Source organism: Methylomonas rivi (genome assembly GCF_024505165.1).
In the GTDB taxonomy this organism is placed as follows: Bacteria; Pseudomonadota; Gammaproteobacteria; order Methylococcales; family Methylomonadaceae; genus Methylomonas; species Methylomonas rivi.
This window is the reverse complement of the sequence record NZ_JANIBK010000046.1, coordinates 20800-27001: the sequence shown is the minus strand read 5'-3', so window position 1 is coordinate 27001 and position 6202 is coordinate 20800. Positions and strand designations below refer to the sequence as shown.

The window sequence follows — 6202 nt, the reverse complement described above, 5'->3', positions numbered from 1 at the left end:
CGGCCAGCGCCGCGCAGCTGGCGAAGGCGTCCTGCAGGCCTTGTTTGCCGGTGCCGGCATTGGCATTGCCGGAGTTGACCAACAGCCAGCGCGGCTCTTGCGAGAGATGCTCGCGGGCGATCAAGACCGGGGCCGCGCAAAAGGCGTTTTGGGTAAACACCGCCGCGCAGCTGCCGGTCTCGGCCATTTCGACGACCAATATATCGTCGCGCTGGGTTTGCTTGATACCCGCATTGCAAGTGCCGAGTTTGATGCCCTTGACGGGGTGCATCGTGGGAAAATCACATTGTCCTACTGCCATTTTTGTAACCTGTTGAAAATTATTAGCCGGTCTAATTTTGTGTCGCTATCGCGACAGATGTTTTTGATGTCGGTTCTCGGACCGACAACCGAGGTACTTTTCTTTGCTTGTCCAAAGAAAAGTACCCAAAAGAAATGACACCCGATGCCGCTTGAGTCCTGCGCTCCGAAGCTTTTGAACGGGGTTGCCGAAAGGGGCTCCTGCCCCTTCGTCAACGCGATGCATCCCTGCATCGCCCCTGCGGGCTGATCCGTTCAAAAGCTCCGGTGCTCGGCGCGGCATAAGGGAGGAAAACCATCCTGGAATTCAAGAAAATATTGGAAAAATGCAGGGTACGCATTGCGCAGCTACCAATATTTTACAGATTGTAGGTCAGGGTGCGCGATAGCGTTCCCTGACATTTTTTGGCTTTAATTGTCACGTAACCGCTATCGCGGCAACGTGACCTACCGGGCTTTTCATTCCTCCGATTACGCTGGCGCTAATCGGTGCTACGCGGGTTAATACCGTCAACAAGTTGAAATGTTTTTTTGTACCCAATAATGTGACCGCCAATTACGCAGTTTTCGACTAATGGCCCTTCTAATTTTTCACCATCACGCCCGATAATGGGCCAAGTTTCATTCGGCTGGAGTCTCGGGTGAACCATTGAAATGTCTACTGCGTACGGAGCAATATTTAATACCATCCCATCATCAGAGAATGGTCCAAAATAAAATCTTCCGTGTTTTACCGTCCCATAAACCATCGCAACATAAGACGCTATATTTTTAGACCCCATCTGCACCACTGTTGCAGACAATTCAATTCCATCAGGGAGATTTGTTGCTCCAACAATCGTAGGTGTTCCTAATCCGTCCGATGCAATTGACATTGTTACATCAATAGCAAGCGCGTTCATTGAGGACATCATCAATATTAAAAATATGATTTTTTTCATGTCAAATTTCATAGACAATTATTAAAAGACGCACTATGCCCCTGTTCCCTTGATTGGTAAAACTGACTTATCGCGCAATGCAAAAACTCAGGTACGAAGAGTCCGGTAGGATGCAATGATGTATAGACCATGGAAATCAATATTCAAATCCTTTACAAGTGTTATTAGCATTCTTCCACGCTTTACTAAAACCAGCTAAAGAAAAATCCGCAAGTCCAATACCTCTAACATTAATTAAAAGCTCCTTGCCTTTGAATAGCTCTTTCACGAGATTTTGACTTTCGACCTCAAAGAACAAGTAATGATCACCAGCAGAAGCAGCAATTTTACCTGGCAGATGCAAAGGGCTACTGCTATCAACTTGTATCTCTATTAAGCCCTCTCTATTTTGGTTTTCTGATAGTGCCGATCCCACATCAAAAATAACTTCCATACTTTCTTGACAGTGCCCGTTATTGGGAGACATAGTAAAAGCTAATGTGGCATTTTTTCTCTTGTCTTCCGTTACAGCACGGGAAGCTATAAACATCCCTGTTGAGGGAACTCTAATTTCGATAGACATCCATGCTTGGTGTCGTGTCAAATTACGCAGACCTTGTTCAATATCTACTCCAAAAGAAGATTTTGATATTATAAGAAGAAATATTATTAATATTTTTTGGCCTTTTTCAATCACTCTGCCAATCTCCTTTTCGCTCGACATAATATATAACACTAAAATTAACCCGCGTAGCAACGTGGAGTTGGATTGATGCGGTGATAGACTATAGATTTTGGATCGCTTGTTCAGGCTTTAATCTATTTCCAACATCGTCAGTTAGCGGAAATGTCTTTGTACATGAAAAACATCGGTAACCCGTGCCGCCTATTGCATACTTTCCATAAGATACAGGAAGCTTACATGATGGGCAAAGCGGATTATTATCTTTGTCCCAATATATTCCGAATTTCAATTTTATATTGTCTTTTTGCTTTTCGATTTGAACATTAAAAGAGCATACAAGCGAATAAACAAGAAAAATCAAGCCTAAACAAAATACAAGTAATCCAAGGATTATCCGAACTTCTGGCCTTGATAGGTATTCAATATTTAACCCTAATTTTTGTAATGCCTCAGCCAAAAATGGAACGCCTAGCGCTAATGGCGATGTCGCTGCGGCTATCATCCTTGTTTGTTTTGTTGGTAGGAATTTTTCTAAAAGGCTTAGCATATGTTGAATTTAAAGATACTATCGTAGAAGTGATGGACTGACGGGTTGGGCAGAGTGCTACGAATGCAGACCTGCATCGGTTTGCACAAACACTTCCGGTATCTCATCTTGGACATATCCAGGTGAGGTGAACTTCAATTGACTGAAGGAGATCAAGAATGTCTCCCGGCCCCATGAAATCAAAGAGCACTGGCTTCCCTTTGAGATTTTCCACAATCTCAAATTCAGCACTTTTCACACGCGCTTTCTTATTATGAGCAGGATACTTTTTTAGGCGCGCCAACCCATCTTTTGTAAGGTTAAATTTATTTCCGTGAGCAATGCCATTTCTAAGATGGTATAGCAGCTCAAGTTCAGGTGCGTGATCAAGGTAACGGAGTTTTGAAAGAGCATCACCAATGGTCAGCAGCGAGCCTACCAACCAACTTCTGGCTAAATCATCGACCATTGTTGGATTGTTTAGATAATCCAGATAATAGTTAAAGTCATAGGTATGTTGTGTTTTGTTATTACGAACGACATAACCAACAGGAACGGGTTGTCCATCTACACCTTGCAATATGGTGGAGGCCAAGGCTTTTGATCGTGGGTCTCTCGCCACCTCAACTGCCGCAGTATGGGAATAGTAGCCCTGTGCCATTCGATGAACCAACCTGCCGATTTCAAAACTAGGTTTCTTTTCTTTGTAGAGATCACGCTCTTTTGAATTCAGCTCGTCTACTGATAAAGAACTCAACAACGCTCTTTCAACTTTCAAGCAATCGACACTTATCATTATTGATTTACCTTTGCCTATTTAAGGGGCATTGCAGATGTCGCCCAACGAAGTTATTAGATGGTTATATCATCCTACGATCTCAAATAAACCGTTTCTTTCAATCGCGACGGCTTTTCTACCGTATGCCGCGCCGAGCACCGTAGCTTTCGGCGGGCATAGCCCGCAGGGGTGCGGCATGGATGCCGCACATCGGCAGAGGGGCAGGAAGCCCCTTCTGCCGATCCCCGTCGAAAGCTGCGTCCGGGTCGCCTTTTCTTTGGTTACTTTCTTTTGGCGAAGCAAAAGAAAGTAACTCGCCTGCCGTGCGACAACCGGCGTTAAAACAATCGTCGCGTTAGCGACTCAATTAATCAAACAACGCGAACGGAAAACAACTCAAACAACTTCCAAAACAATCACATACTCCCCATCATCAGCTCTCGTTTCCAACACCTTATGCCCATTAATCCGACACCAGGCCGGTATGTCCTGCATCACGCCCGGATCGGTGCACTCGACAGTCAAAACATCGCCGCTTTGCAGGGTTTTGACTTTGTCTTGGGTGCGGATAACCGGTAACGGGCACAACAAGCGGCGGGCGTTCAAGGTTTGCCGGTTCATACAAACCACTCCTGGGGCATTTGTTCCGCAGGCAAGGGTTTGACCTGGATGTTGCGTTCGTCGCCTTCCCGAGTGCGCACGGTCACTTCCACCGTTTCGGCGTCGCGGCCTTGGCCGTAACGGGCGGTAATCCGTCCGGCTAGGTACAGGTCCTCTTCGGTCGGCGCGCCATCGATCAGAACCAGCGGGCCGCGGTGGCTGGCGCAGTTCATGCTCATAAAGTCTTTTTTGTAACCGCTCATGAAGCGGGCTTCGCCGTCTTCGCGGGCGACGATGACTTTAAAATGCGGCTTCGGGCGGATGTGGCGGCCGACTTTCAGCAACATCACGTCGTCCAGCTCATACTCGCGGTTACCCCGCGCCTGCCATAAATCGACCAGTTTGTTCGAATAAGCGGCATCGGTTAAAAAGCAGCAGCCGCCGGCCGGCTGGGCGTAATCGGTAAAACCGAATTCCTTGGCCAGGGCCATTTGCGGCTTGCGGGAGCGGCCGCTGAAACCGAACAGTTTTTCGCGGCTGATCCAGCCTTCCCGTTCCGGCAGCGTGGCCGGCAAATTTTGCGCCGACAAAGGCCGGACCAGCAAATCGTCGGCACCCGATTCGGCGGCGACGATGGGCATGGTTTGCTTGCGCTGCGACATCGGCCGCTGGCCCACCACTTCGCCGGTAATGATGAAGTCGAAGCCGTTTTCAGCCATCCATTGCTTGGCTTTATTCACCATGAAAATCTTGCAATCCAAACAGGGGTTCATGTTGGCGCCGTAGCCGTGCTTGGGGTTGAGCAGGACCTGTTTATATTCTTCGATCACATCGATGATATGCAGTTTAATGCCCAGTTGCTCGGCAACCCACAGGGAATTGTTGCGCTTGGGTTTGTCCGCATCCTGCTTGCGAATGGCGTGCGTGTGGCCTTCCACGCAGAAGCCGGTAAAAAAATTGATGCCTTCGACATGAATGCCTTGTTCCAGAATGGCTTGAGTGGCCAGCATGGAGTCCAGGCCGCCGGAAATCAGCGCCACCGCTTTTCGTTGTTGATTCATAACTGCAATAGTACGGGTACTTTGGAAAACCCGCCATTATACGCGATACCCGCGGGACTGTTCCCGGCTTCACTTAAGCCGGGATTACTCTACACTTAAAGCCGATTTTAATAATTACCGGTAGCAAGGCGATGGAATTTAAAGAGTATTTGAAAATATTGGTGCAACACGACGGTTCCGATCTTTATTTAACCGTGGGTGCGCCGCCGGCGGCGAAATTTCAAGGTACGCTGAAGCCGATAGAGAACGTCAAGTTGACGGCGGAAAGGCTCAAGGAAATCGCCAATAATATTATGGATGCCGACCAACGCGCCGCGTTCGACCATGTGCCGGAAATGAATCTGGCCATTGCCGAGCCCGGTATCGGCCGCTTCCGGGTGAATATTTTCAAACAGCGCAACAGCCACGCGCTGGTGATTCGCAACATCAAGGTCGATATTCCCAATGCCGATGCCCTGGGTTTGCCGCAGATTTTGAAAGATAAAATCATGGAAAAACGCGGGCTGATTTTATTTGTCGGCGGCACCGGTTCGGGAAAATCCACCTCTTTGGCGGCGTTGATCGATCACCGTAACAGCAATTCCTCCGGGCACATCATTACCATCGAAGACCCCATCGAATTCGTGCATCCGCATAAAAAATCCCTGGTCAATCAGCGCGAGGTGGGGGTGGACACCCTTAGTTATGAAGATGCGCTGAAAAACACCCTGCGCCAGGCGCCGGATGTGATTCTTATCGGCGAAATCCGTAGCCAGGAAACCATGGAACATGCGCTGGCCTTTGCCGAGACCGGCCACTTATGCCTGTCCACGCTGCATGCCAATAATGCCAATCAGGCCTTGGACAGGATTATCAATTTTTTCCCGGAAGAGCGGCGCGGGCAATTGCTGCTGGATTTGTCGTTGAATTTGCAGGCCTTCGTTTCGCAGCGCCTGGTGCCCACCATCGAAGGCAAACGGGTGGCGGCAATCGAAATTTTGTTGGGCAGCAAACTGGTGAGCGACTTGATTCATAAGGGCGAGGTGCACGCCATCAAGGAAGCCATGGAAAAATCCGAAAACATCGGCATGCAGACCTTCGACAGCCACTTGATGAAGTTGTATAAAAGCGGCGTGATTTCGCTGGAAGAAGCCTTGCGCAATTCGGATTCGCCCAATAATTTAAAATTGAAAATCAATCTCAGCGAAGGGCTGGGTTCGGCCACGGCGCCAAAAGCCGAGAACGGCACACGCATGCTGGACAGCCTGGCCTTGGAAGAAATTGCTAAAAGCGAAGAGGACGACGAAGAGGGGCATTAAGTCTTTAATGCCAACGGTTCAGGATAAGTCTGTA

8 protein-coding genes are annotated in these 6202 nt (G+C 48.4%); 1 reads left to right on the top strand and 7 read right to left on the bottom strand.

Annotated elements, in window-relative coordinates; all coding sequences use genetic code 11:
* The 7 genes from NP596_RS10535 to NP596_RS10505 all read right to left on the bottom strand — a co-directional run.
* Positions 1-301, bottom strand: a 301-nt coding sequence (locus tag NP596_RS10535) for a bifunctional ornithine acetyltransferase/N-acetylglutamate synthase (RefSeq protein ID WP_256615314.1), incomplete at its 3' end; no start/stop codon positions are given.
* A 481-nt stretch (positions 302-782) separates the two neighbouring features.
* Positions 783-1241, bottom strand: a complete 459-nt coding sequence (locus NP596_RS10530; RefSeq protein WP_256615313.1) for a hypothetical protein — start codon at positions 1239-1241, stop codon at positions 783-785.
* Between the two features lie 136 nt (positions 1242-1377).
* Positions 1378-1917, bottom strand: a complete 540-nt coding sequence (locus tag NP596_RS10525) for a hypothetical protein (RefSeq protein WP_256615312.1) — start codon at positions 1915-1917, stop codon at positions 1378-1380.
* Positions 1918-2005: 88 nt separating this feature from the next.
* Entirely contained in the window at positions 2006-2407 is a 402-nt protein-coding gene (locus tag NP596_RS10520; RefSeq protein WP_256615311.1) for a hypothetical protein, read from the bottom strand.
* 148 nt (positions 2408-2555) lie between these two features.
* The gene (locus tag NP596_RS10515) at positions 2556-3227 is read right to left on the bottom strand and encodes a hypothetical protein (protein WP_256615310.1); all 672 of its coding nucleotides are present in this window, start codon (positions 3225-3227) and stop codon (positions 2556-2558) included.
* A 378-nt stretch (positions 3228-3605) separates the two neighbouring features.
* Positions 3606-3830 carry a sulfurtransferase TusA family protein gene (locus NP596_RS10510; RefSeq protein ID WP_256615309.1) on the bottom strand — a complete coding sequence of 75 codons (225 nt, stop codon included), beginning with the start codon at positions 3828-3830 and terminating at the stop codon, positions 3606-3608.
* Complete coding sequence (locus NP596_RS10505; protein ID WP_256615308.1) at positions 3827-4870, bottom strand: tRNA (5-methylaminomethyl-2-thiouridylate)-methyltransferase; 1044 nt, start codon at positions 4868-4870, stop codon at positions 3827-3829. Before NP596_RS10505 ends, NP596_RS10510 begins: the two co-directional genes overlap by 4 nt.
* Before the next feature lie 131 nt (positions 4871-5001).
* On the opposite strand from NP596_RS10505, the gene NP596_RS10500 reads away from it, so the two are divergent.
* Entirely contained in the window at positions 5002-6168 is a 1167-nt protein-coding gene (locus NP596_RS10500; RefSeq protein WP_256615307.1) for a PilT/PilU family type 4a pilus ATPase, read from the top strand.
* The last annotated feature ends 34 nt before the right edge of the window (positions 6169-6202 follow it).